This window comes from Pseudomonas sp. Nvir (assembly GCF_963778085.1).
Classification (GTDB): domain Bacteria; phylum Pseudomonadota; class Gammaproteobacteria; order Pseudomonadales; family Pseudomonadaceae; genus Aquipseudomonas; species Aquipseudomonas juntendi.
The window spans coordinates 1,560,170-1,585,020 of sequence record NZ_OY970405.1; the positions used below are offsets into that span (position 1 = coordinate 1,560,170).

Sequence of the window (24,851 nt, forward strand, 5' to 3'; positions counted from 1 at the left end):
ACCATGATCAAACAGATGAACAAGAAGCAGCTGCTGATGGGCGGTGTGGCCGCAGCGGTGCTGGTGCTTGGCGGTGGCTATGCCCTGCTTTCCAGCTCGGGCAAGAAGGCTGCGATGGCCTACTACGACGACTTCAAGGAGCGCTACTTCCTGGAAGACGTCTTGTCAGAGGGCGACATTTCCTACTCGGCGTTTTCCGGCAACCTGACTGTGGCCGACCCGGAGATCCGTGTGGCCGCTGCACAGACCAACGGGGCTCAGCAGTTCATGCGCGGCCTGTCAGGCCTGATGGAGTCGGTGCAGGGCAGTTCGGCTGAGGAGGGCCTGGCCGGTTGGGCCAAGTACCAGCTCAACGCCAGCCGTGATGTGGCCGGCGTGTACCTGAAGGCAGATGCGCTGAAGCTGGCTCACGACGGGGACAGCAAGGACGGCAGTATCCATGTGCAGTTGCTGGGCATGCAGATGGGCAACCCGTTCGTGGCCACCAAGGGCGCCGAGGTGGTATTGGTGGCCGATGTCAGCGACGAGATCCAGCCACGGGCCGAGCTGCTCGCCAACGGGCGCGCCGCCCCGTCGAGTTTCAACTGGGGGGGCAACATGGCAGTGCGCCAGCCGCTGACCGGTGCCTTCCTGGTCAGCAGTACCGGCGACTTTGGTACCACGGTCGACCTGGACTTCACCATCAAGCGCTCCAGCGACGGTGAAGGCTCGATGACGTTCGTGGTTACCCACCGCAACGACGGCTCCAAGGTCGGTGAGATCGTGCGCAAGGCGGAGTTCCAGTCGCTGCCGGAGCTGGACGATGTTGAAACCCAGCTCAAGAGCGCCCTGAGTGCCATGGTGATCGGTGCCTACAGCGCGTATTCCGGCCAGGCGGTGCTGGCGGAGGCGGTCAGCGGCTTTGCCCGCAAGGCCAAGGTCGAGAACTACACCTTGAGCTACAGCGGCTTCAAGCCGCTCAAGCAGGCGTTCAACGATTACCAGCAGCGGGTTCCCAAGGCCAAGTTCGCGGCATTCTGCCAGGAAGTGGGGCTGTCATCGTGGAGCAGTGATTTCGGCGCGAAGGCGAAGAACCACAGCGACTCCGAATGTGCCATCGGGCAGAAGCTGGTCGAAGACGGCCAGTTCGAGGAAACCTACACCTTCAAGGAAGGCAAGAGCCTGTTCGCAGCAGTGTTCGTGAGCAAGGCGTACCAGCTGGAAACCGATTGATGGGGAAGGGCTGAGCATTTAAGACCCTGCGACTTGGATCCAATGCTCAGTTTCTGTATCATCCCGCCGCCATCAGACGATGGCCGCAAATGTTTCATTTAAAGGACTTAGTAATGAAAAAGCTGTTCAAGGCCACTGTAGCCGTTGCTGTCGTTTCGGGTGTTGCCCTGCTGTCGGGTTGCACTGGCCAGGTTTACAACCAACCGAAAAACTGCACCTACGACTACCTGTTCCACCCTTCGGTTTCCATCTCCAAGATCATCGGTGGCTGCGGCCCGATCGATAAACTGCCTCAGCAGCAGTAATCTTGGCGGTACCCTGATCGCGCCCCTTGCGGCGTGATCCAATGCCCCCGGTCATGCAAATGGCCGGGGGTTTTTGTTTTCCCGGCAAGGGTTACCAGCGCAGCGAAACGGTGCCGAGCAAGGTGCGCTCTTCACCCCAGTAGCAGCGCCCGGCGTTATTGCAGCCGGCCACGTATTCTTTGTCGAACAGGTTGCGCGCGTTCACCTCTACCGACCAGTTGTCGTCTATCTCGTAGCCTACCTTGGCGTCGACCAAGGTTACGTCACCCGTGCTCGCTGAGGTCGCTGTTCAGTTCAAGCTCCACACCCTTGGCGCGGCTGGCGCCGATCTGACGGTAGTCACCCACGGCCGCGTCGTAGAGCACATCGTCCTTTTTGCGCAGGTCGAACACCGATGCGGTAAAGGCGGTGTTCCAGCCTTTGGGTTCGTACTTGATGCCGAGTTCGTACTGCTCGCTGGTGGTGGGGTCGAGTGGGCCGCTTCTGCTTTCGGTCTGCTGGGTCGGGGCGAAGGCGGTGGCATAGCTGGCGTACGGTGACAGGCCATTGTCGAACTGGTACATCACGCCGGTTTGCCAGGTGAACTTGCTGTCCCAGCAGTTCATGTCGGCCGCGGCGTTGAGGGTGCCTGCCTTGTTGCGGTATTGGCTGTTGACCCGGTCCAGGCTCAGCCCTGCCAGCACGGTGTGGTCGAAGGCGCCGGGGGTGAAGTGGCCTTCGAACTGGTTGTCCAGCGAGTAGGCGATGGACTTGTTATAGCGGTCGTAGGCCGTGTTGCCGAGGGTACTGCCGAAGCCGTTGTCGTTCAGGTTGCCTGGCCACATTTCCTGGCGGTCGATGCGCGACTGCAGGTAGCGGGAGTTCTGGCGGAACTGCCAGGTGTCGTTGAAGCGGTGGCTGAACGCGTAACCCAGGGTCCAGGTTTCCCGCTCGAAGTTGTCCCAGTCCGGGTTGCCGGACAACTGGTCCTTGTCGATCTTGCCGTTGGGGTTGTGCAGCAGGGTACCGGCGGCGGGGAAGCCCAGCTCCATCAGGGTGCGGTCGCGCTGATAGGTGGCCAGCACGGTCAGGCTGTTGTCATCATCGAAATTCAGCGTCAGCGAAGGGGCAAGGTACAGGCGGTCGTCGGGCTGGTGGTCGACCTGGGTGTCGGCGTTGCGGCCCAGCATCACCAGGCGGCCCAGTACATTGCCCGCATCGGTCAATGGCCCGGAAATGTCCACGCCCAGCTGGCGGCGGTTGTGCGAGCCGTAGCTCAGTTGCACTTCCCCGCGGGGCTCGGCGGTGGGCTGCTTGCTGACCAGGTTGACCACGCCGCCGGGGGCGTTTTCACCGTACAGGATCGAAGTCGGCCCGCGGAACACCTCCACGCGCTCCAGGCCATAGGGTTCGCTGCTGGTGTCGTAGCGGTTGCCCTGTACCCGCAGGCCGTCGCGCAGCAGGCCATAACCGTAATCGGTAGCGTTGAAGTCGCGGATGAAGAACAGGTCGCCGGCCTGGCCATCGCCGCCGGCGAAGGGCGGCGAGAAAATGCCCGGCACATAGCCCAGCACTTCGGTGAGGGTTTGTGACTGCTGGTCGTCCAGGCGCTGGCGGGTCACCACCGAGACATAGCGTGGGGTATCGGCCAGGGCGCTGCTGGTCTTGCTGGCCGTGCTGCTGGCGACCGCACGGTAACCCGTGTCGCTCTGGCCGTTGCTGACCAGCAGTGTGGCTGCATTGATCGCGGTAGCGTCCAGTTGCAGGGCGTTGCCCTCGGCCAGCGGTTGCAGCACATAGCCGGCGTTGCCTTGTGCAACCGCTTGCAAGCCACTGCCCTGTAGCAGGCGGGCCAGGCCCTGGGCCACGCTGTAGCGGCCTTGCAGGCACTGGCTGAGCTTGCCGGCGGCCAGCTCGTTGCTGCCGGCCAGGTAGATGCCGGCCTGGCTGCTGAACTGGTTGAGGGCGCTGGCCAGCGAGCCGGGGGCGATATCGAAGCGGGTTTCGGCGGGCTGTTCGGCATGGGCCAGGTTGGCCGGCAACATCAATTTTCATAACTGATGAACACCGCGTCGCCTTCTTCGCGGGCTCGCCCGCTCCCACAGGTACTGCGCCGGCTTCGCGTTCACGCTGTCTCTGTGGGAGCGGGCATGCCCGCGAAGAATCCAGCGCGATGCAAGGCGCTGGGTTCAAAGGTGTTCAGGTATCAAGCCGGCTCGACTGTGACCCACCACGGCGTCAGCCGCTGCACCTGCACCGGCAGTGCCGCTTGCAGCAATTCCAGCGCCCGGTCGGTATCGTTGAGCGGAAACGCCCCCATCACCGACAACGTCGCCACCTCCGGGTGCCAGCCCAGGTGCCCATGGCGGTAGCGCCCAAGGGTTTGCAGCAAATGCGCCAAGGGCATGCCTTCGGCGTTCAGCCTGTGCTGAACTGCAATCGGCAAGATGTTTTGCCTGCGCGCCATGGGACAACCTGCCGCCTTGACGCAAAGGGCTGCAATTTGTTTGTGCAGGCATTTCAAGTACAATCGGCAAAACGATTCAGCCAAGTCAGTCAATTCGACAAAAGGCAGGGTCGTTTTCTCGTTCTCTAGCTGCTGAACAATGATCAATAACAAGCCTGCGCTGAAGAACACGCTTTACTTGGGCCAGCCACAGGCCCTCCCTCTGTTCTTATGACTGGAATTGATCAATGTTCAAGAAAGCTGGCAAGACCTTGCTGGGTCTGGCTGTCGCTGCAAGCTGCATGCAAGCGCACGCCGCAGAAACCAAGAAAGTCGACGTACTGCTGGTCGGCGGCGGCATCATGAGCTCCACCCTGGCCGTGTGGCTGCACGAGCTGGAGCCAAGCTGGTCGATGGAAATGGTCGAGCGCCTGGACGGCGTGGCCGAAGAAAGCTCCAACGGCTGGAACAACGCCGGTACCGGCCACTCGGCGCTGGCCGAGCTGAACTACACCCCGGAAGACAAAGACGGCAACATCAATATCTCCAAGGCCATCGAAATCAACGAGGCCTTCCAGATTTCCCGTCAGTTCTGGTCGTGGCAGGTCCGCCAGGGCGTGCTGAAGAACCCGCATTCGTTCATCAACACCACCCCGCACATGAGCTTCGTCTGGGGCGATGACAACATCAAGTTCCTGAAGAAGCGTTACGACGCGCTGCAGGCCAGCCCGCTGTTCCGCCCGATGCAGTACTCCGAGGACCACGCGCAGATCGCCAAGTGGGTCCCGCTGATGATGGAAGGCCGCGACCCGAACCAGAAGCTGGCCGTGACCTGGACGCCAATCGGCACCGACGTGAACTTCGGCGAGATCACCCGCCAGTTCGTTGGCCACCTGCAAACCCAGAAAGGCTTCGACCTGAAGCTGTCCAGCGAAGTGCAGGACATCACCCGCAACAAGGACGGCTCCTGGCACGTCGAGTACAAGAACCTGAAGGACGGTACCGAGTCGGCCACCGACGCCAAGTTCCTGTTCATCGGTGCCGGCGGTGGTGCCCTGAAGCTGCTGCAGAAGTCGGGCATTCCAGAAGCCAAGGAATACGCAGGCTTCCCGGTGGGTGGCTCGTTCCTGGTGACCGAGAACCCGACCGTGGCCATGCAGCACATGGCCAAGGCCTACGGTATTGCTTCGACCGGCGCGCCACCCATGTCGGTACCGCACCTGGACACCCGCGTGCTGGACGGCAAGCGCGTGGTCCTGTTTGGCCCGTTCGCCACCTTCTCGACCAAGTTCCTGAAGAACGGTTCGTACCTGGACCTGCTGAGCACCACCACCCCCCACAACGTGTGGCCGATGACCAAGGTCGGTATCGAGCAGTACCCGCTGGTGGAGTACCTCGCTGGCCAGCTGATGCTGTCTGACGACGACCGCTTCGAAGCCCTGCGCACCTACTTCCCGAACGCCAAGAAGGAAGACTGGAAACTGTGGCAGGCCGGCCAGCGCGTGCAGATCATCAAGCGTGATGCCGAGAAGGGTGGTGTGCTGAAGCTGGGTACCGAAGTGGTGGCCTCCGAAGACCGCACCATCGCAGGCCTGCTGGGCGCCTCGCCAGGTGCCTCGACCGCTGCGCCGATCATGCTCAACGTGCTGGAAACCGTGTTCAAGGAGAAGGTCGCTACCCCAGAGTGGCAGGCCAAGATCAAGCAGATCGTTCCGAGCTACGGCACCAAGCTCAATGATTCGGCAGCGGCCACCCAGAAAGAGTGGAACTACACCGCTGAAGTACTGCAACTGGAGAAGCCACCGGTGATCGACGCCAGCGTCGGTACCACCGTTGCGCCAAGCCAACCGGTTGAAAGCAAGCCAGAGAACGACATGGCGCTGTAATTGGCCGCCAGGTTGTGACCGAAAGCCACGGGGGTGACCTCGTGGCTTTTTTGTTGCCTGTTCGGGGCTGTTTGCGGCGCAGGGCAGGTATTACTGCTGGCGCAGAATGCACGCCAGCAACCCCGGGAAGCGGGCCTCCAGCATTTCGCTGCGCAGCGAATTCATATGGGTTGTGCCCACATTGCGGGTATGCACCAACCCCGCATCACGCAAGACGCGAAAGTGGTGGGACATGCTCGACTTGGGCCGGCCGCCGTCCAGTTCGCCGCACGTGGCTTCGGCCACACCGGCCAGCTGGCGCACGATGCCCATGCGCACGGGGTCGCTCAGGGCGTACAGCAGGCGCTCCAGCACCAGGTCTTCAGGGTTGGGATGTTTATAGGCTCGCATGCTGCACATGATACCGGGGGTTTCCATTATTGCCATAGTTCGATTATGATCGAACAATCGTATCCATATAGCCCGGGAGTTTCCCATGTCCGCGTTGTTCCAACCTTACACCCTCAAGGACGTCACCCTGCGCAACCGCATTGCCATTCCGCCGATGTGCCAATACATGGCCGAGGACGGCATGATCAACGACTGGCACCATGTGCACCTGGCCGGCATGGCCCGTGGCGGTGCCGGCTTGCTGGTGGTCGAAGCCACGGCGGTGGCACCGGAGGGGCGCATTACCCCCGGCTGCGCCGGCATCTGGAGCGACGCCCATGCCCAGGCGTTCGTACCGGTGGTACAGGCGATCAAGGCAGCAGGTTCGGTACCGGGCATCCAGATCGCCCACGCCGGGCGCAAGGCCAGCGCCAACCGGCCCTGGGAAGGTGACGACCATATTGCCGCCGACGATGCCCGCGGCTGGGAAACCATTGCCCCGTCGGCCATTGCCTTTGGTGCACACCTGCCAAAAGTGCCGCGTGCCATGACTCTGGACGACATCGCCCGGGTCAAGCAGGACTTCGTCGATGCCGCCCGCCGTGCACGCGATGCCGGCTTCGAGTGGATCGAACTGCACTTTGCCCACGGCTACCTGGGGCAGAGCTTCTTCTCCGAGCATTCCAACAAGCGTACCGATGCCTACGGTGGCAGTTTCGACAACCGCAGCCGCTTCCTGCTGGAAACCCTGGCGGCAGTACGTGAAGTGTGGCCAGAAAACCTGCCGCTGACGGCGCGTTTTGGCGTGCTGGAATACGACGGCCGTGATGAGCAGACCCTGGAAGAGTCGATCGAGTTGGCGCGTCGGTTCAAGGCTGGCGGCCTGGACCTGCTGAGCGTGAGTGTCGGCTTTACCATCCCTGATACCAACATCCCTTGGGGGCCGGCGTTCATGGGGCCGATTGCCGAGCGTGTGCGCCGTGAAGCCAAGCTGCCGGTGACGTCGGCGTGGGGTTTCGGTACCCCGCAACTGGCCGAAGCGGCATTGCAGGCCAACCAGCTGGACCTGGTGTCGGTAGGCCGCGCGCACCTGGCCGACCCGCACTGGGCCTACTTTGCGGCCAAGGAGCTGGGGGTGGAAAAAGCCTCCTGGACCTTGCCGGCGCCTTATGCGCACTGGCTTGAGCGTTATCGCTGATATCGAGCGCCGCCCGCGCGGCGCATCGCGAGCTGGCGCTCGCTCCTACGTTTGTTTCGGGCCAGTCCATCCTGTGTCAGGCGCACGCGACCGCCTTTTCGTACGACGCGATATCGCGCCATACACCAAGGCGTTCGCGCGCAACACCCACAGGCATAATTGGCCAGAAACAAACGTAGGAGCGAGCGCCAGCTCGCGATGCGCCGCGCGGGCGGCGCTCGATCTCCCAAACCCTGAAGATGCCGCGCCGAGTGATGCCATCGGCAAGCCCCTAGAATCTCCCAAAACGGCCCAGCCGGTAAGCCGCCAGCTCGGCCCCGCCAGCCCGCTCGGCCAAACGCCCCACCCATTGCGCCGTGACCGCCGCCTGGGTCAACCCTAGGTGTTGGTGCCCGAACGCCAACAGCACCCGCCCGTCACACACACGGTCGATCACCGGCAGTGAATCGGGCAGCGAAGGCCGAAAGCCCATCCACGGCGTGGCGCCTTCAACACTCAGCTCCTGCTGAAACAAGCCTTTGCTCAAGCGGTGCAACTGCCACGCCCGCTGCATGCTCGGCGGCGCCTCCAGCCCGGCGAACTCCACCGTGCCCGCCAGGCGCAGGCCTTCGGCCATGGGGGTCATGATGAACTTGCGCTCCAGCGAAGTGACCGCAAAGGGCAGGCGCTGGTGTTCGCCAGGCAGCATCAGGTGGTAGCCACGCTCGGTGTCCAGCGGCACCCGTTTGCCGGTCAGGGCCGCGGTGAGCCGTGCCGAATGCGCACCGCAACTGAGCAGCACCTGGCGGGCGTTGAACGTGCCCTGGGCGCTGGCCAGGCTGACCCCGCCGCTGTGCAGGTGGCCACCCTCCACCTGCGCTTGTACAAAGCGCACGCCGCTGGCCTTGGCCGCCTCGAACAACGCGCAGACCACCCGGTAGGGGTCGATGAAATGCCCGGTCCTGGGGAAAAACAACCCGCCAAGCAACGACTCGCTCAACTGGGGCGCGGCTGCGCGTACGGCGTGTGCCGACCAGTAATCCACCGGCACGGCCTGCTGTTGCAGGCGCGCCTGCAACGCCGCCAGCGCCTGCCGTGATTCGGGGCGCTCGAACACCAGCAGCGAGCCCGCTGCGTGGAACAGCTCGCTGCGCCCGATCGAGCCCAGCAGCTGTTGCCAGGCCCCCAGGCTGGCTTCGTTCAACCGGCGAATGCCGGCCACGCTGCGCTGGAACGGCGCTGGGCGCAGATTAAGCAGCAGCCGGGTGAACCACGGCATGGCCTTGGGCAGGTACTTCCAGTCCAGCCGCAGCGGGCCCATGGGGTCGAGCAGCATGCGTGGCAGGCGCTTGAGGATCGACAGGTCGGCAATCGGGAACACTTGCTCGGTCGCCAGGTGCCCGGCATTGCCGAACGAGGCGCCATGGCCGGGCGCCTGGCGGTCGAGTAGGGTGACCCGGCGGCCCTGACGGGCCAGTTGCAGGGCGCAGGCGACGCCGACGATGCCGGCGCCCACCACGGCGATATCGGTTTCAGCGGTTTCGTGCATGCTCAGCCTTCCCGTTTACCGTCCAGCAGGCGCCGCAGTTGCAGCGGGTTGGCCTGTTGCAGGGCCTGTGGCAGCAGCGCATCGGGGAAGTCCTGGTAGCACACTGGGCGCAGGAAACGCAGGATCGCCGCTGTACCCACCGAAGTGGTGCGCGCATCGGTGGTGGCCGGGAACGGGCCGCCATGCACCATTGCGTCACACACCTCGACCCCGGTCGGCCAGCCGTTGACCAACAGCCGCCCGGCCTTGCGTTCCAGGGTGGGCAGCAGGGCGCGGGCGCTGTCGATGTCGGCTTCGTCCAGGTGCAGGGTGGCGGTCAATTGGCCCTCCAGGTGCTCGGCAACCTGGCGCACCTGCGCATCGCTGCTGCAGGCGACCAGCAACGAGGCCGCGCCGAACACCTCGCCTTGCAATGCCGGGTCGGCAAGGAAGGCCTCGGCCTGGGTGACGAACAGTTGCGCCTGGCACTGGTTAGGGCCGGTGCCGCCCTGGCCGCTGGCGGCGGGCTGGGCATTGGCGTTTTCCGCCAGGGCCGCGACGCCGGCCTGGTACGCACTGAAAATGCCCGGGGTGAGCATGGTTTGCGCGGCCGCCTGTTGCAGGTGGTGGCTGGCCGCACTGATGAAACGCTGCAAGGCCGGGCCTTGGCGGGCGATCACCAGGCCCGGGTTGGTGCAGAACTGGCCGGCGCCCTGGGTCAGCGACGCGACAAAGCCTTGCGCCAGTGCTTCGCCGCGGGCTTGCAGGGCGGCGTTGCACAGGAACACAGGGTTGATCGAACTCATTTCGGCATACACCGGGATCGGCTGCGGGCGTGTCTGGGCAGCCTGGCTCAGCGCCATGCCACCGCTGCGCGAGCCGGTGAAGCCAACCGCCTGGATGCGCGGGTCGCTGACCAGCGCGATGCCGACTTCATGGCCGGCGCCGTACAGCAGCGAGAACACACCTTCTGGCAAGCCGCACTGTTGCGCCGCCTGCGCCAGGGCCCGGCCGACCAGTTCGCTGGTGCCGGGGTGCGCGCTGTGGGCCTTGACCACGACCGGGCAGCCTGCAGCCAATGCCGAGGCGGTGTCACCGCCGGCCACCGAGAAGGCCAAGGGGAAGTTGCTGGCGCCGAACACGGCCACCGGCCCCAAGGCCACCTGGCGCTGGCGCAGGTCGCTGCGCGGCAGCGGCTGGCGTTCGGGCAGGGCTTGGTCGATGCGCACATCCAGCCATTCACCGGCGCGCACGACACGGGCGAAGGTGCGCAGCTGGGTGCAGGTACGGCCGCGTTCGCCCTGGATGCGCGCCTTGGGCAGGCCGGTTTCGGCCACGGCCCGGTCGATCAGGGCATCACCCAGCGCTTCGATCTGCGCGGCGATGGTTTCGAGAAAGTGGGCCCGTTGTTCGAGCGAGGTTTCGCGGTAGGCATCGAACGCCGCCCAGGCCAGGGCGCACGCTTGGGCCACCTGTTCGCCGCTACCGCCGAAGTAGGGTGGTTCCAGCGCCTGGCCGGTTGCCGGGTTGACGGCGTGGATCGCCGCGCGGGTGCCGGTTACCGGGGTGTGGCCGATCAGCAGGTTGCCTGTAAGGGTCATGGAGCCTCCTTGGGGATTTGAAAAGCCTGCGCGATTCATTGTGGGAGCGGGCTTGCCCGCGAAGCAGGCGACGCGGTGTCTGGCACCGGCTGCGCCGGTGTTCGCGGGCACGCCCGCTCCTGCAAGAGACCGCGCAGGCTATACGTCAGGCCAGGTTCTGCTCGGCAGACCAGCTGGCGTACCAGGTGCGGAACAGGGCGTACTGCTGCTCGGCATAGTTGCGCTGGGCGTCGGTCAGGGCGTCGGTCTCGTTGAAATGCAGGCTGTACTCGCGATCGCCGTTGAGCACCATCAAATGCTTGTAGTACAGCACCAGGTCGCAGCCTTCATCGAACGACGACAGCACCGCCAACGCCGCTTCCAGCTCACGCGCCAGGCGGCGGGCGCGGGCGTCGCCCTTGGCCGCCTGCTTGCTCAGGCTTACCAGTTGCAGCACTTCACGCGGCAGGGCGTTGCCGATGCCGGTGATGGCACCGGTGGCGTTGCAGTTGACGAAGCCATGCACCACCTGGGTATCGACGCCGACCATCAGGGTCACGTCATCATCCTTGGAGGTGATGTGTTCGGCGGCGTAGCGCAGGTCGGCGCCACCGCCGAACTCCTTGAAACCGATCAGGTTGGGATATGCGCTGCGCAGTTCGAAGAACAGGTCGGCGCGGGTGGCAAAGCCGTAGTAGGGGCTGTTGTAGATCACGGCCGGCAGCTTCGGTGCCGCGGCGAGAATGGCCGAGAAGTGGTGTTTTTGCGCGATCAGCGAGGCGCCGCGGCTAAGCACGCGGGGGATGACCATCAGCCCGGCGGCGCCAACCTTGGCGGCGTGGGCGGCATGCGCCACCGCCTCGCGGGTGTTCACCGCGCCAGTGCCGACGATGGTCGGGATGCCGGCGCCCACCAGGCGTGCCACGCCTTCCTGGCGCTGGGCCTCGGTCAGCAGCGGCCAGTCGCCCATCGAGCCGCAGTACACCACGGCGCTCATGCCGGCCTCGATCAGTTCACGGCCTTTGCGCACCAGCGCGTCGAAGTCCGGCTTGCGCTCGGCGGTGCACGGGGTCATCAGGGCGGGCATGGTGCCGGTGAAGATGTTGTTGTTCATGCAAGTTACTCCTGGCGAAATTCGGGTGGGTCAAAAGGCGGGGCTCAGATGCCCCAGGCGAATGGGTCCTGTTCGTCGATCAGCAGGGTGCTGTCGGCGGTCATGTAGGCGCGGCCGGTGATGAACGGGCGAATCCGCTCGCCGTCGCGCTGGTAGTGGCCCTGGAACTGGCTGCCGGTGATGCTGGCCTGCACCCAGGTCTGGCCCTCGGCCAGCTTGCCGTCGGCCGCCAGGCAGGCCAGCTTGGCGCTGGTGCCGGTGCCGCAGGGCGAGCGGTCGTAGGCCTTGCCGGGGCACATCACGAAGTTGCGGCTGTCGGCGTTGGCGTCGTCGGCAAACAGCTCGACGTGGTCGATGGGCGCGCCGTGCTCGCCGGTAATGCCTTGCGCTTGCAGGGCGTTGAGCATGGCCCAGGTGTACGCGGTCAGGGCCTCGCGGTTATCCAGTTCAATGCGCTGGCCGTGTTCGGCAACCAGGAAGAACCAGTTGCCACCCCAGGCGATGTCGCCATGCACCACGCCATGCCCGGGTACGTCCACCGCCACGTGCTGGCGGTAGCGGTAGGCGGGCACGTTGGCGACAGTGACGGCGCCGTCTTCATGCAAGGTGGCGCTGACCTGGCCGACCGGGGTGTCGATCTTGTGCACGCCGGGTGCGATCAGGCCCAGGTGCTGCAGCGAAGCGACCAGGCCGATGGTGCCGTGGCCGCACATGTTCAGGTAACCGGCGTTGTTGAAGAAGATCACCCCGCAGGTGGCGTCGGCAGACACTGGCGGGCAGTACAGCGCGCCCACCAGCACATCGTTGCCGCGTGGCTCCAGCAGGCAGGCGCGGCGCCACGGGTCGTGCAGCTCGCGCAGTTCGTCGCGCTGCTCGGCCATGCTGCGGCCGTGCAATTGCGGGAAACCTTTCATCACCAGGCGGGTAGGTTCACCGCCGGTGTGGGAATCGATGACGTAAATCTGTTTCATGGGCCTGTCCCTGTTTGATCTGTATGGTCATGTGCTGCTGGTGCGGGCCTCATCGCTGGCAAGCCAGCTCCCACAGGTAAAGCCCTTCACCGCGCCAGTGCAGCCGAGCGCGGGTCTGTCAGGGGCTCATGGCTGGCTTCGCTTTCGTCCTCGCCTTCCAGGCGTACCAGGTGGGCAGGCACGCCGGTAGCGGCACCCCAGTAGTAGATGCCCAGCGCACTCACAGCCACCGCCACCGTGTCGAATGGGTGGCCAAGCACGCCCAGGCCGCCGAAGCTGCCCAGCCAGGACAGCAGGATGGTCACCGCGTAGAAGCCGATCAGCCACGCCGAGCTGCGCACTTGCTGGGCCAGGGTCAGGTGCTGGGTCGGTACGAAGCGTTTGCACACCAGGTACAGCACGAACATCACGATTTGCAGGGCCAGCAGCCAGGACACGGTATTCCAGCCCGACCAGTACACGATCAGTGCGGCGATGATGAAAGACAGGGGGCCCAGCACCGCCATGCCCTTGACCCGGAACGGGCGCGGCATCTCGGGGGCGTTGCGGCGCAGCGCGGCGACACTGACCGGGGCCACGGCGTAGCTCAGCACCAGGGCTGCGGACACCACGTTGATCAGCGCCTCCCACGACGGGAAGGGCAGGGTCCAGAACACCGACAGCGCGAAGGTCAGCCACAGCGCCGGGCGCGGGATGCCGGACTCGGCGTCGATACGGGTGAAGTAGCGGAAGAAGGTGCCGGTTTGCGCCCAGCCATAGATCACCCGTGGGGTGGCGTTCATGTAGATGTTGCCGCAGCCACTGGGCGAGATCACGGCGTCGGCCACCACCAGGTAGGCCAGCCAGCCCACCCCCAGTGCCAGGGCGATATCACGGTAGGGCAGGGCCAGTTCCTTGGTTACGCTGGCCCAGCCGTTGGCCAGCATTTCGGTGGGTACGCTGCCGAGGAAGGCCAGTTGCAGCAAGGCGTAGATGGCGGTGGACAGCAGCACCGACAGGATCAGCGCAATCGGGATGGTGCGCTGTGGGTTCTTCACTTCGCTGGCCACCGAAATGATCGGTGTCAGGCCCAGGTAGGCGAAGATGATGCCACCGGCCGATACGGCCATCTCCACGCCAGACAAACCGAAGGGGGCAAAGCCTTGCACGGTGAAGTTCTGCGGCTTGAAGAAGGTGAACAGCACGCCGATCACCAGCAGCGGCACGATGAACTTGAACACGCTGATCAGGTTGTTGGCCTTGGCAAAGGTTTTCACGCTGCGGTAGTTGAGGAAGAAGAACAGCCCCAGCAAGGCGAACTGCACCAGCCAGCCAAGCACGGTGGGGTCACTGGAGCCGGCCTTGGTCAGTTCGGGAAACCAGGCGGCAGCATATTGGCGCGAGGCGACCACCTCGATGGCGATCAGGCTGGAGAAGGCGATCAGGGTGATGAAGCCCATCAGGTAGCCCAGCAGCGGGCCGTGCGAGTACACCGGGTAGCGCACCACGCCACCGGCGCGGGGCAGGGCGGCGCCCAGTTCGCAGTACACGATGCCCAGCAGCAGCACGGCGAAGCCGCCGAGGAACCAGGAGAGGATGCCGGCCGGGCCGGCGATGGCCGAAACGTGGCTGGCGGCGAACAGCCAACCGGAGCCGAAAATGGCGCCGAGGCCGATGAAGGTGAGGTCCAGCAGCGATAACTGTTTCTTGAATTTGCCTGACATGGGTTCGCCTTTTTGTTGGTTATTGGATAGGCAGGTCTGATGTCACCAGGTGCGGCTTTCGGGCCGCGTTCTTGTAGGGCTTGGGCGGCTTGCGTGGGGCATAGAATGGGCCGATCGGGGCGGCGGTTCTTGATGGTTTTCTGCAAGGGGCATGACGAAATCGGCACAGTTGGGAAAAAGCAGTGGCCAGCCACAAGGGTGGGGAATAGGCTGTAGGCCATACCGTATAAGGGCTGTAGGTATGTGTGAGTAGTGCCGGCCTCTTCGCGGGCTCGCCCGCTCCCACAGGTACAGCACAGGATTCGGGATTTGTGAGGTACCTGTGGGAGCGGGCATGCCCGCGAAAGGGCCGACAAAGCCAACAGAGATCGAGCAGATGACCGACACCCCCCTGGCACCCCTCTACCACTCCCTGGACCAGCACCGTCCCGCCTCCCTCGAGGCCCTGCTGGCCGGTGTCTCGCTGCTGCTGCCGATCCTCGACGCCATCCCCAACGCTGCGATCTTCATCAAGGACCCGGCCGCCCGCTACGTGCTGGCCAACAACACCTTGGTCCAGCGCTGTGGCCTGAAGCGCCTGCAACCGTTGCTGGGCAAGACCAGCGCCGAAGTGTTTCCGGCGCAGCTCGGCCCCGGCTACACCGAACAGGACCGGCGCGTGCTGAAGGAGGGCCTGGTGCTGGAAGACCAGCTGGAGCTGCACCTGTACGGCAGCCGCGAGCCAGGCTGGTGCCTGACCCACAAGCGCCCGTTGTACAGCCAGGCGGGTGAGATCATTGGCCTGGTCGGCATCTCGGTCGACCTGCAGTCAGCGGCCGACAGCCACCCTGCGTACCAGCGCCTGGCCGCGGTGGACGAACATATCCGCCAGCATTTTCACCAGCCCATAAGCATGCGCGAGCTGACCCGCATCGCGGGCATTTCGGTGGCCCAGCTGGAGCGCTATTGCAAGCGGGTGTTCCACCTCACGCCACGGCAGATGATCCACAAGGCGCGCCTGGAGCACGCCCATCGCTTGCTGCATTCAGAATTGCCGATCACCGAGGTGGCCATGTGCTGCGGCTACACCGACCACAGCGCCTTCAGCCGCCAGTTCAAGCAACTGACCGGCTTCACGCCGCGCCAATACCGCCAGGCGACCAGCGATCAGCCCGCCTGAAACAGTGCCTGCGCCTCGGCAAAGCACTGCTCGGCAATGGCCGAACGTGGCTCGCTGCGGCGCAGCAGCAGGCCGACCGGGCTATGGATCGCGGCGTCGGCCACCGGCAGGATGCGCAAGTGCTCGCTGAGGTCTTCCAGGCCGCAGCCCAGTGGCATGATCGCGCAGCACATGCCGGTGTTGATGGCCTGAATCAGTTGGAAGCTCGAATCGCTTTCCAGCACCGCATTGGGCTCCAGGCCACGGCTGCGAAAGCTCAGGTCCAGTGACTGGCGGTAGTGCATGCCTTTGCTCAGCAACCCCAGGGGGATGTCGCCCAGCTCGGCCCAGCGCAAGGTGTCGCTGGCGAAGCGGAAGTGCCGGGTGTCATGCAGCAGGCCCATGGTGGTGATGCCCAGCTCGATCACATCGAAGAAGCTGGTGTTGACCTGGTCCAAATAGCAGATGCCCAGATCGAGCTGGTTGCGGCTAAGGCCGTCGATGACCTGTTCCGAGCTCAGCGAACTGAGCTGGAAGTGCAGCTCCGGGTATTTTTCCCGCAGCGGCAGCAGCAGGTGCATGGGGTTGAAACTGGCCAGCGGCACCGTGCCCAGGCGCAGGCTGCCGACCACCTGGCCACGGCAGCTGGCGGCTTCGGCCTGCAGGCCGTCGTGGGCGGCCAGCAGGGTGCGGGCCCAGGCCAGAATGCGCTCGCCGGCCTCGGTGAAGCCCTCGAAGCGCTGGCCACGCTTGACCAGTACCAGGTCCAGTTCGTCTTCCAGGTTGCGCAGGCGCATGGACAGCGTCGGCTGGGTGATGTGGCACAGCGCCGCCGCCTGGCCGAAGTGGCGGGTCTGGTCGAGGGCGATGAGGAACTTGAGCTGCTTGATGTCCATGGAAGTGCCTGGCATGCGGGGTGTGTTGACCTTAACCAACTCTGCGGTGGCTGGCCATCGTTAGATGCTGTCTGGACGGGCCCTGTCGCTGGCAAGCCAGCTTCCGCTGGGATCGCGTCAGGGCTGACAGGTGTTTGTCACAAGAAATGCAGGGCCGGTGAGATCGAGCGCCGCCCGCGCGGCGCATCGCGAGCTGCGCTCGCTCCTACGTTTGTTTCGGGCCAGTAACCCCTGTGCCAGGTGCGCGCGACCGCCTGGTTCATACGGCGCGACATTGAGGCATGCGCCAAAGGGTTCGCGCGCAAATCCCCCAGGCATAATTGGCCCGAAACAAACGTAGGAGCGAGCGCAGCTCGCGATGCGCCGCGCGGGCGGCGCTCGGTCTCACAGGCGCTGAAGATGCTCCGGCTACCCTTGCCAGGAACCATAGAATCTCCCACAGGGACCACACAGATTTCAGAACCTGTGCAATACCTGTGGGAGCCGGCTTGCCGGCGATAGGGCCGGTACAGGCGAACGATCAGCCCCGGCTTGCACAGGCCTCGATGGGCAGCAGGTGCTTGACGAAGTTGCACGGCCGGTGCCGGGCATCCAGCTGCTCGGCCAGGATCCCCTCCCACGCAGTACGGCAAGCCCCGGTAGACCCCGGCAGGCAGCACACCAGCGTGCGGTTGGCCAGCCCGGCCAGCGCCCGGCTCTGCACGGTCGAGCTGCCGATATCCAGAATCGACAACGCGCGGAACAGCTCGCCAAAGCCATCGACATGTTTGTCCAGCAGGCACCCGACCGCCTCTGGCGTGCTGTCGCGGCCGGTAAAACCGGTACCGCCGGTGATCAGCACCACCTGCACCTGGTCATCGGCAATCCAGGTGGCCACCTGGGCGCGGATCTTGTACAGGTCGTCCTTGAGCAGCGCCCGGGCCACCAGACGGTGGCCGACCTCTACCGAACGGCTGGCCAGCAGTTCGCCGGAGGTGTCGTTGTCGAAGGTGCGGGTATCGCTGACAGTCAGCACGGCGATGTTCAGCGGTACGAAGACCGCATCGGGTTGGACGCGCACAACAGGAACTCCTTGAATGGCCTTGTCGCCACGCTAAGGGGATGCTCCGAGGGCGTCCAATCGATATGGCGAACCGTTCCATCGACAGGCTCTATCGCTGCCTGGAGGTAGCCGCAGCATCTTCAGCGCCTATGAGACCGAGCGCCGCCCGCGCGGCGCATCGCGAGCTGCGCTCGCTCCTACGTTTGTTTCGGGCCAGTAACGCCTGTGACAGGCGCGCGCGGCCGCCTTGTTTGTACGGCGCGATATTGAGGCATGCACCAAGGCGTTCGCGCGCGAATCCCACAGGAATAATTGGCCCGAAACAAACGTAGGAGCGAGCGCAGCTCGCGATTGCGCCGCGCGGGCGGCGCTCGCTCTAACAGGCGCTGCCATACCTTGTGGCAAACACCTGTCAGCCCTAAGGCGATCCCTGTGGGCTGGCTTGCCGGCGATAGGGCCCTTAGCTCAACACATGCCCCACCGGCAACAACGCCGGCGGCAACTGCTGGTCCCCCAACCCCGCCAGTACATCCCGCTCCACCGTCCGCACCATGGCATCGGTAGGCAGGTCATTCTCATCCCGCCCGAACGGGTCTTCCAGTTCGTTGCCAATCGCATCCAGCCCGAAGAACGTGTACCCCACGATGGTAGTGAACAGCGGCGCTAGCCAGCCCAGCGGCTCGGCCAGGGCAAATGGCAGCAAAATGCAGAAGATGTAGATGGTGCGGTGCAGCAGCAGGGTGTAGGGAAACGGCAATGGCGTGCCCTTGATCCGCTCGCAAGTGGCCTGCACTTCGCTCAGGCCCACCAGCCGCTGCTCCAGCAAGCTGTAGCGCCAATCGCTGATGTGTTGCTGCGCAGCCAGTTGCGAACAATGCGCGCCAATCTCTTGCAGGATGCCATCACAGACATTGTGCGGGCTGACGGCTTCGGGTCGTGCCAGCCAAGGGCGGGCAGCCGCCAGGTCATCCTCGTTGCGCAAACGCGCATTCAGCGCATGGGCAAAGCCGCACAGGCTGCGCAGCAGCTCGGTACGCAGGTTCTCGTCAGCAATCACCACGCTCTCACGTACGAACGAGCGGGTCTCGATGATCAGCTTGCCCCAGGCCTTGCGCCCTTCCCACCAACGGTCATAGCAGGCGTTGTTGCGAAAGCTCATGAAGATCGACAGCGACAGGCCCAGCAAGGTGAATGGGGTGGCGCTGACCGGGTAGAAAAACGCCGGGTAATGGCGCTCGACCAGCACAATCAGTGCCGCCAGCAGGGTGACCATCAGGCAGCGCAGGGCAATGCGCTTGATGATCGAACCCTTGAGGGTGAACAACACGCGCAACACATCGGGTGCGGGGTGGACGATCATGGCAATCCAGAGGCAGCTGCTCAGCCGCCGGTCATGTTCATGAAGCGCAGGATCTGCACGTCGCCACCGACTTCGAAGTGATGGCGGTAGGGCTTGAGGTGCAGCGAGTCGCGGATGGCCTTTTCCAGGCGGTCGGGGTCGCCCGGGTGGGCGCGCAGCACGTGCTTGAGGTCTACCGAATGCTCGTTGCCCAGGCACAGCAGCAAGCGGCCCTCGACGGTCAGGCGCACGCGGTTGCAGGTGGCGCAGAAGTTGTGGCTGTGCGGCGAAATGAAGCCGACCCGGGTGTTGGCCGCTTCGGCCAGGCGCCAGTAACGGGCCGGCCCCTGCGACGTTTCGGTGGACTCCACCAGGGTGAACTGTTCAGCCAGCAGCGCCCGTACTTCATCGCTGGAGCAGAACGACTCGCCACGTTCATGCTCGCTGATCACCCCCAGGGGCATTTCTTCGATGAAGGTGATGTCCAGCTCGCGGTCGATGGCAAAGCGCACCAGGTCGACCAGTTCATGGTCGTTGCGGCCCTTGAGCACCACGCAGTTGAGCTTGGTGCGCTTGAAACCGGCCTGCCGGGCTGCGTCGATGCCGGCAATGACCTGGTGCAGGTCGCCGGTACGGGTCAGTTGCTTGAAGCGGTCGGCGTCCAGGCTGTCGAGGCTGATGTTCAGGCGTGTAACGCCCGCGTCGAACAGCGGCTGGGCCAGGCGGCCCAGCTGCGAGCCGTTGCTGGTCAGGCACAGTTCGCGCAGGCCGGGCAGGGCGGCGATGCGCCCGCACAAGTCGACGATGCCCTGGCGCACCAAGGGTTCGCCGCCGGTCAGGCGGATTTTGCGGGTGCCGAGGGCGACGAAGCGCTCGGCCACCTGGAACAGTTCCTCCAGGCTGAGAATCTGCTGGCGCGGCAGGAACTGCATGTCTTCGGCCATGCAGTACACGCAACGGAAGTCGCAGCGGTCGGTGACCGACATCCGCAGGTAGTCGATTTTCCGGTTGAAGCCGTCGATCAGGGCCCGGCTGTTCTGTTCCACGTTCGCGCTCGCGTCTGGGAAGGGGGGCATTTCTGTCCAAGCTATAACCTGGGCGCAGGGCCGTCAAATTGCTTTGTCCGACTGCATGATCGACGGTCTCTATCATGCGGCCTGGCAGCGCGTCGCCTGCCTGCCGTGATCGAAAGCGCTTATCACGCCGTAAGATCTTTCGATTGGACGCCCCGCCCCACGCTCCATAGGCTGAAACAAAGCACCGAAGCGTGAGGATTCACCGCATGAGCCAGGACGAACACATCAGGGACTACAAAGGCGCCGCCGCCGGCTGGGGGGCGCTGAAAAGCGTGACCAAGAGCTGGCTGGGCAGTGACAACGCCTTCAAGAACCTGCGGGCCATGCTCAAGACCAACCAGAACGGCGGCTTCGACTGCCCTGGCTGTGCCTGGGGCGAGTCGCCGGAAAGCGACATGGTCAAGTTCTGTGAAAACGGCGCCAAGGCGGTCAACTGGGAAGCCACCGGCCGCTCGGTGGACCCGGCCTTCTTTGTCAAGTACAGCGTCAGCGCGTTGAAGCAGCAGACCGACTACTGGCTTGAGTACCAAGGCCGCCTGACGCACCCGATGCGCTATGACGCAGCCACCGACCATTACGTGGAAACCACCTGGGCAGAAGCGTTCGAGCTGGTTGCCCGGCACCTGCGCGCACTGCAATCGCCGGACGAAGCCGAGTTCTACACCTCGGGCCGGGCCAGCAATGAAGCGGCGTTTCTCTACCAGCTGTTCGTGCGTGCCTATGGCACCAACAATTTCCCGGACTGCTCCAACATGTGCCACGAAGCCAGCGGCTCGGGCATGTCGGAAACCCTGGGGGTGGGCAAAGGCACCGTGGTGTTTCACGACCTGGAACTGGCCGATGCCATTTTCGTGATTGGCCAGAACCCTGGCACCAACCACCCGCGCATGCTCGAACCGCTGCGTGAAGCGGTCAAGCGCGGTGCCCAGGTGGTGTGCTTCAACCCGCTCAAAGAGCGTGGCCTGGAGCGTTTCCAGCACCCGCAGCACCCGTTCGAAATGCTCAGCAATGGCTCCGAGCCGACTTCCAGCGCGTACTTCCGCCCAGCCTTGGGGGGCGACATGGCGGCTATGCGCGGTATTGCCAAGTTCCTGTTGCAGTGGGAACGCGAGGCCCAGGCCAAGGGCGAACCGCCGGTGTTCGACCACGCCTTCATCGCCGAGCACACCAGCGGTATCGATGGCTACCTGGCGGCGGTCGACGCCACGGCGTGGGAACACATCGTTGAGCAGTCTGGCCTGACCTTGGCCGAGATAGAACTGGCCGCGCGTATGTACCGCAAGGCCGAGCGGGTCATCATGTGCTGGGCCATGGGCGTGACGCAGCACCGCCATTCGGTGGCCACCGTGCAGGAAATCGTCAACCTGCAGCTTCTGCGCGGCAACGTCGGCAAGCCCGGCGCTGGCCTGTCGCCGGTGCGCGGCCACAGCAACGTGCAGGGCGACCGCACCATGGGCATCGACGAGAAGCCCCGGGCAGCACTGCTCGACGCCCTGGAAAAACGCTTCCGCTTCCGTGTGCCGCGTGCCCACGGGCACAATGCGGTGCTGGCGATCAAGGCCATGGAGGAGGGGCGGGCCAAGGTGTTCGTCGCCCTGGGCGGCAACTTTGCCCAAGCCACCCCGGATACACCGCGTACCCATGCCGCGCTGCAGAAGTGCGCGCTGACCGTGCAGATTTCCACCAAGCTCAACCGCTCGCACCTGGTGACCGGCCGCGACGCGCTGATCCTGCCATGCCTGGGCCGTACCGAAATCGACCTGCAGGCCGCAGGGCCCCAGGGCGTGACCGTGGAAGACACCTTCAGCATGGTGCACCTCTCCCATGGCCAGTTGCGCCCGCGCTCGCCGCACATGCGTTCGGAGCCATGGATCATCGCCGGCATGGCCAAGGCCACGTTGGGCAACCAGCCGATCGACTGGGCCTATGCAGTGGCCGACTACAACCGCATCCGCGACATGATTGCCGACGTCATCCCTGGCTTCGCGCGTTTCAATGAGCGCTTGAACAGCCCCGGCGGGTTCCACCTGGGTAACCACGCTGCCGAGCGCAACTTCCGCACGGCCACCGGCAAGGCGCGCTTCATGCCCCACACGCTGCCCGAGGCATTGGTCAACGCCAAGGTGCTGGCCCGCGGGGACAAGCCCGACCTGATCTTGCAGACCCTGCGTTCGCACGACCAGTACAACACCACCCTGTATGGCCTGGACGACCGCTACCGTGGGGTGTTCGGCCTGCGCGAAGTGGTGTTTGTCAACGAGGCCGACATCCGCCGCCTGGGCTTCGAACCGGGCGAGCACGTGGACCTGGTGTCGCTGTGGGAGGATGGTGTGGAGCGGCGGGTGTCGGGGTTCCGCCTGGTGGCGTATGACGTGCCGCAAGGGCAGGCGGCGGCTTACTACCCCGAGACCAACCCGCTGGTGCCGCTGGAGAGTTATGGCGAGGGGACGTACACCCCGACCTCGAAGTTTGTGGCGATCAAGCTGGAGAAGGCCAAGGCCGGGAACCGGATTGCGGCGGTGCTGGCTTCGGATTGACGGGCGCCTGCAAGGGCCCTGTCGCGGGCGGGGGTAGGCGCAGGATCTTCAGCGCCTGTGAGATCGAGCGCCGCCCGCGCGGCGCATCGCGAGCTCCGCTCGCTCCTACGTTTGTTTCGGGCCAGTAACCCATGTGCCAGGTGCGCGCGACCGCCTTGTTTGTCCGGCACAATATTGAGGCATGCGCCAAAGCGTTCGCGCGCCAATCCCCCAGGCATAATTGGCCCGAAACAAACGTAGGAGCGAGCAAAGCTCGCGATGCGCCGCGCGGGCGGCGCTCGATCTCCCAGGCGCTGCATATCGCCTGGCAACCACCTGTCAGCCCTGATGCAATCCCTGTGCGCCTTACCGGCAATATGCCCCACAGCCATCAGCCACGGTTCACCGGGAAAGCCGTGGTGTACTTCATCTGCTCCATGGCAAAACTGGAGGTAATGTTCGACAACCCCTCGGTGCTGGTAATCAGCTTTTTGTAAAACCGGTCATACGCCGCAATATCCCCCACCACCACCCGCAACATGTAGTCCCAGTCGCCAGACATTCGGTAGCACTCCATCACCTCCTCGAACCCGGTAACGGTCGCGGCAAACTGCGCCAGCCAGGCGCTGTCGTGGCGCTGGGTCTTGAGCTGGACGAACACCGTCAGCCCCAGCCCTAGCCGTTCGGGGGCCAGCAGGGCGACACGGCCGAGTATGTAGCCTTCTTCTTCCAGGCGCTTGACCCGCTTCCAGCACGGGGTGGTGGACAGGTTGACGGCTTCGGCCAGGTCCTTGAGCGACATCGAGGCGTCGCGCTGAAGCAGGGTAAGAATGTGCTGGTCGAAGCTGTCCATATCGCGCGCTGGCCGTGCCGGAAAATATTTCACAGGTTACCCCAAGGCCAGGCGATTTGGCTTGTGCCATAGTGGCAGCTTTCATTCTGCCGATGGGCCTGACCATGTCCGACAAACCGCGCAATTTCGCCACCCGTGCCATTCACGCTGGCGAGCAGTTCAGTGTTGCCGACAATGCCATTTTCCCGGCCATCGTCACCGCCAGCTCGTTCACCAAACGCAGCCTCGACGACAAGCCGGAGTACTCCTACAGCCGCGTGGGCAACCCCACCCGGCATGCCTACGAAACCTGCGTAGCGGCGCTGGAAGAGGGCGTGGGTGCCGTGGCCTGCGCCTCGGGGGTGAATGCCACCGCCACGGTCCTGGAGCTGCTGCCCAAGGATGCCCACGTGGTCGTGATGAACGGCGTGTACGGGGGCACCTTCCGTATTCTCGAAGACTACCGCAGCCGTACTTCAGGCCTGACCACCACCTATGTCGACCTCAACGACCTGGGCGCGGTGGCCGCGGCGATCAAGCCCGAAACCCAGTTGATCTGGATCGAGTCGCCGACCAACCCGTTGTTGCACCTGGTCGACATCAAGGCGGTGTGCGATCTGGCGCGGGCCAAGGGCATCCTCACCTGCATCGACAACACCTTCTGCTCGCCGTGGAACCAGCGCCCGATCAACCTGGGGGTGGACCTGGTGATGCACTCGGCCAGCAAATACATTGGCGGCCACTCTGACCTGACTGGCGGGGTAGTGGTCGCGGCCAATGACGCGCTGCTGGCGCGCCTGCGCCGCATCAGCATGGCCATCGGCGCGGTGCAGGGGCCGTTCGACTGCTACCTGGCCCTGCGCGGCCTGAAGACCCTGGATGTGCGCATGGAGCGCCAGTGCGCCAATGCCCTGCAGGTGGCACGCTTTCTGGAACACCACGCGCAGGTGGAGCAGGTGTATTACCCTGGGCTGGAAAGCCACCCGCAGCATGATCTGTGCAAGCGCCAGATGCGCAGCGGCGGCGCGGTGGTGGCGATGAAGGTCAAGGGTGACCGCGCCGCGCTCAACCGCCTGGTCGAGGCGCTGCAGATCTTTGTATTGGCCGACTCGCTGGGCGGGGTGGAGAGCATGATCAACCACTCGTGGAGCATGTCGCACTGCTCGCTAAGCCCGGAGCAGAAGGGCGTGATGGGCATCAGCGAGAACCTGCTGCGGCTGTCGGTGGGGATCGAGGATTACCGCGACCTGATCGAAGACCTGGATGGGGCGTTGAAAGCGCTGGTTGCTGTGTGAGGGCTTGCCGGCGATAGGGCCGGTGAATTCAAAGAAAATGCCCGGTCAGGATTTGGGCGGATGAATGATCCGCTCGATCTTGTCCTTGATCAACAACCGCTCCTTGCGCAGGCGGTTGACGGCGTCGTCGTTGGTGCCGTTGCCTTCGGCGGCCACCACCTCCTTGTCCTTGGCGTTGTATTCCTTGTGCAGTGCATGCAGCGCCTGGTCGTTGTCCATCAGTGCCTGGAACTTCTCAGCGGTAATGTGCAGGTCAGCGAGCAGATCATGCGGAACTGGCATTTCTTCACCTCTGTCAGGTTTGTCGATTAGGTCCTGACCACTGAGGATAGCCGTCTTTGCGCAAGCCGTTCACGGGCTGCAGGCTGAACGGCAGCTGAAGAAAACGGCATTAACGGGCAAAAGCCTCGCCATCACTAAATTGTTACCGACTTTTTCACAAAAAAT

19 protein-coding genes and 2 pseudogenes are annotated in these 24,851 nt (G+C 64.3%); 7 read left to right on the top strand and 14 right to left on the bottom strand.

The window, feature by feature from the left end; genetic code table 11:
• Window positions 1-3 precede the first annotated feature (3 nt).
• Window positions 4-1,212, top strand: a complete 1,209-nt coding sequence (locus AACG97_RS07600) for a hypothetical protein (protein ID WP_182337244.1) — start codon at window positions 4-6, stop codon at window positions 1,210-1,212.
• A gap of 113 nt (window positions 1,213-1,325) precedes the next feature.
• Window positions 1,326-1,517, top strand: coding sequence for a YhfL family protein (locus tag AACG97_RS07605; RefSeq protein ID WP_003254720.1), 192 nt, complete (start codon window positions 1,326-1,328; stop codon window positions 1,515-1,517).
• 91 nt (window positions 1,518-1,608) lie between these two features.
• Here AACG97_RS07605 and AACG97_RS07610 read toward each other — a convergent pair.
• Together AACG97_RS07610 and AACG97_RS07615 are read right to left on the bottom strand one after the other, a co-directional pair.
• Window positions 1,609-3,541, bottom strand: a pseudogene (locus AACG97_RS07610) (TonB-dependent siderophore receptor).
• Between the two features lie 161 nt (window positions 3,542-3,702).
• Window positions 3,703-3,930 (bottom strand): annotated as a pseudogene (locus AACG97_RS07615) (iron dicitrate transport regulator FecR); the annotation flags it as partial.
• Between the two features lie 260 nt (window positions 3,931-4,190).
• Between AACG97_RS07615 and mqo the strand changes: the two are divergent.
• Complete coding sequence (gene mqo / locus AACG97_RS07620; protein ID WP_009681756.1) at window positions 4,191-5,828, top strand: malate dehydrogenase (quinone); 1,638 nt, start codon at window positions 4,191-4,193, stop codon at window positions 5,826-5,828.
• Between the two features lie 90 nt (window positions 5,829-5,918).
• Here mqo and AACG97_RS07625 read toward each other — a convergent pair whose 3' ends face one another.
• Window positions 5,919-6,254, bottom strand: coding sequence for an ArsR/SmtB family transcription factor (locus tag AACG97_RS07625; RefSeq protein ID WP_029886571.1), 336 nt, complete (start codon window positions 6,252-6,254; stop codon window positions 5,919-5,921).
• A 49-nt stretch (window positions 6,255-6,303) separates the two neighbouring features.
• Between AACG97_RS07625 and xenA the strand changes: the two genes are divergently transcribed.
• The gene (gene xenA / locus AACG97_RS07630; protein ID WP_029886570.1) at window positions 6,304-7,395 is read left to right on the top strand and encodes a xenobiotic reductase XenA; all 1,092 of its coding nucleotides are present in this window, start codon (window positions 6,304-6,306) and stop codon (window positions 7,393-7,395) included.
• 271 nt (window positions 7,396-7,666) lie between these two features.
• Here xenA and AACG97_RS07635 read toward each other — a convergent pair whose 3' ends face one another.
• From AACG97_RS07635 to AACG97_RS07655, 5 genes are all read right to left on the bottom strand, one after another.
• Window positions 7,667-8,923 carry an NAD(P)/FAD-dependent oxidoreductase gene (locus tag AACG97_RS07635; RefSeq protein ID WP_029886569.1) on the bottom strand — a complete coding sequence of 419 codons (1,257 nt, stop codon included), beginning with the start codon at window positions 8,921-8,923 and terminating at the stop codon, window positions 7,667-7,669.
• A gap of 2 nt (window positions 8,924-8,925) precedes the next feature.
• Window positions 8,926-10,503: an aldehyde dehydrogenase (NADP(+)) gene (locus AACG97_RS07640; protein WP_115293558.1), complete on the bottom strand. Its 1,578-nt coding sequence runs from the start codon at window positions 10,501-10,503 to the stop codon at window positions 8,926-8,928.
• 145 nt (window positions 10,504-10,648) lie between these two features.
• Window positions 10,649-11,596 carry a dihydrodipicolinate synthase family protein gene (locus tag AACG97_RS07645; RefSeq protein WP_054881738.1) on the bottom strand — a complete coding sequence of 316 codons (948 nt, stop codon included), beginning with the start codon at window positions 11,594-11,596 and terminating at the stop codon, window positions 10,649-10,651.
• Window positions 11,597-11,640: 44 nt separating this feature from the next.
• Window positions 11,641-12,567 carry a 4-hydroxyproline epimerase gene (locus AACG97_RS07650; RefSeq protein ID WP_197886625.1) on the bottom strand — a complete coding sequence of 309 codons (927 nt, stop codon included), beginning with the start codon at window positions 12,565-12,567 and terminating at the stop codon, window positions 11,641-11,643.
• 86 nt (window positions 12,568-12,653) lie between these two features.
• Complete coding sequence (locus AACG97_RS07655) at window positions 12,654-14,270, bottom strand: APC family permease (RefSeq protein WP_125855682.1); 1,617 nt, start codon at window positions 14,268-14,270, stop codon at window positions 12,654-12,656.
• A 376-nt stretch (window positions 14,271-14,646) separates the two neighbouring features.
• On the opposite strand from AACG97_RS07655, the gene AACG97_RS07660 reads away from it, so the two are divergent.
• The gene (locus AACG97_RS07660) at window positions 14,647-15,429 is read left to right on the top strand and encodes an AraC family transcriptional regulator (protein ID WP_029886565.1); all 783 of its coding nucleotides are present in this window, start codon (window positions 14,647-14,649) and stop codon (window positions 15,427-15,429) included.
• On the opposite strand, the gene AACG97_RS07665 is transcribed toward AACG97_RS07660, so the two are convergent.
• From AACG97_RS07665 to moaA, 4 genes are all read right to left on the bottom strand, one after another.
• A complete protein-coding gene (locus tag AACG97_RS07665; RefSeq protein WP_029886564.1) occupies window positions 15,417-16,304 on the bottom strand; it encodes a LysR family transcriptional regulator in 888 nt (295 codons plus the stop codon). The two genes, AACG97_RS07660 and AACG97_RS07665, sit on opposite strands and share 13 nt — an antisense overlap.
• Window positions 16,305-16,824: 520 nt before the next feature.
• Window positions 16,825-17,364 carry a molybdenum cofactor biosynthesis protein B gene (gene moaB / locus AACG97_RS07670; RefSeq protein ID WP_029888079.1) on the bottom strand — a complete coding sequence of 180 codons (540 nt, stop codon included), beginning with the start codon at window positions 17,362-17,364 and terminating at the stop codon, window positions 16,825-16,827.
• A 442-nt stretch (window positions 17,365-17,806) separates the two neighbouring features.
• Entirely contained in the window at window positions 17,807-18,706 is a 900-nt protein-coding gene (locus AACG97_RS07675; RefSeq protein WP_232555036.1) for a bestrophin family protein, read from the bottom strand.
• Between the two features lie 20 nt (window positions 18,707-18,726).
• Window positions 18,727-19,731: a GTP 3',8-cyclase MoaA gene (moaA, locus tag AACG97_RS07680; protein ID WP_009686815.1), complete on the bottom strand. Its 1,005-nt coding sequence runs from the start codon at window positions 19,729-19,731 to the stop codon at window positions 18,727-18,729.
• 236 nt (window positions 19,732-19,967) lie between these two features.
• On the opposite strand from moaA, the gene AACG97_RS07685 reads away from it, so the two are divergent.
• Window positions 19,968-22,298, top strand: coding sequence for an FdhF/YdeP family oxidoreductase (locus tag AACG97_RS07685; RefSeq protein WP_225785761.1), 2,331 nt, complete (start codon window positions 19,968-19,970; stop codon window positions 22,296-22,298).
• A gap of 370 nt (window positions 22,299-22,668) precedes the next feature.
• Here AACG97_RS07685 and AACG97_RS07690 read toward each other — a convergent pair whose 3' ends face one another.
• The gene (locus AACG97_RS07690) at window positions 22,669-23,130 is read right to left on the bottom strand and encodes an Lrp/AsnC family transcriptional regulator (protein ID WP_009686813.1); all 462 of its coding nucleotides are present in this window, start codon (window positions 23,128-23,130) and stop codon (window positions 22,669-22,671) included.
• Between the two features lie 92 nt (window positions 23,131-23,222).
• On the opposite strand from AACG97_RS07690, the gene AACG97_RS07695 reads away from it, so the two are divergent.
• Entirely contained in the window at window positions 23,223-24,404 is a 1,182-nt protein-coding gene (locus AACG97_RS07695) for a trans-sulfuration enzyme family protein (RefSeq protein ID WP_054882244.1), read from the top strand.
• A gap of 45 nt (window positions 24,405-24,449) precedes the next feature.
• Here the strand turns inward: AACG97_RS07695 and AACG97_RS07700 are convergent, their stop codons facing one another.
• On the bottom strand, window positions 24,450-24,686 hold the full coding sequence (locus tag AACG97_RS07700) for a YdcH family protein (RefSeq protein WP_029886178.1): 237 nt from the start codon (window positions 24,684-24,686) through the stop codon (window positions 24,450-24,452).
• Window positions 24,687-24,851 lie beyond the last annotated feature (165 nt).